Source organism: Paraburkholderia oxyphila NBRC 105797 (assembly GCF_000685075.1).
Taxonomy (GTDB): domain Bacteria; phylum Pseudomonadota; class Gammaproteobacteria; order Burkholderiales; family Burkholderiaceae; genus Paraburkholderia; species Paraburkholderia oxyphila.
In genome coordinates this window covers 1-739 of sequence record NZ_BAYD01000278.1, presented here as the reverse complement: position 1 = coordinate 739, position 739 = coordinate 1, and the positions used below count along the sequence as shown (strand labels likewise).

The window sequence follows — 739 nt, the reverse complement described above, 5'->3', positions numbered from 1 at the left end:
ATGGCGAGCAGGTCTACACCGACGAATACGGACGGTACAAGGTGCAGATCCAGGGGCTCGCCAGTGCCGACCACGCCCACGCCAGCGGCGCAGGCACGAGCGGCACGCCGGCGGACAGCGCGTGGGTGCGGATGCTGTCGGGCTGGGCGGGCGACTGCTTCGGCCAGCAGATGCCGCTGCGAGCGGGCATGGAGGTCCTGCTGGACTTCGCGAACGGCGATCCCGACAAGATGTATATCGCGGGAGTGCTAAGCAATGGCCACAACATGCCGGCGACGTTCAGCGGTACTGGCAATCTGCCGGGCAACCGCTACCTCTCGGGCATGCGCTCACGCGAAATCAACGGCCGGCGGTACAACCAGCTGCGCCTGGACGATACGCCCGCGCAGATCAGTGCGCAGCTGGCGAGCGAGCATGCGGCGTCGCAGCTGAACCTGGGGTATCTCACGCACCCACGCGAGAATGGCCAAGGCGTGAAGCGGGGCGAGGGCGCGGAGCTGGCCACGGATGCCGCTGCGGCGCTGAGGGCCGCGCAGGGCATGATGCTGACGACTTACGCGTATATGCAGGCGGGCGGTGATCAGCTCGACCGGCAGGAGCTGCTGCAGTTGCTTGGCGAATGCATGGAGCTGTTCAAGGCGCTGGGCGACTATGCCGGGCAGCACGGCGGACAGGCGGCCGATGCGGGTGGCCAGACGACCGTTGGACGCATTCAAAAACTGGTCGCCTGGGGTTGGGC

At 67.1% G+C, this 739-nt stretch carries 1 pseudogene; it reads left to right on the top strand.

The annotated features are described in order from the left end of the window. Positions 1-739, top strand: a pseudogene (locus BO1_RS56065) (type VI secretion system Vgr family protein); the annotation flags it as partial.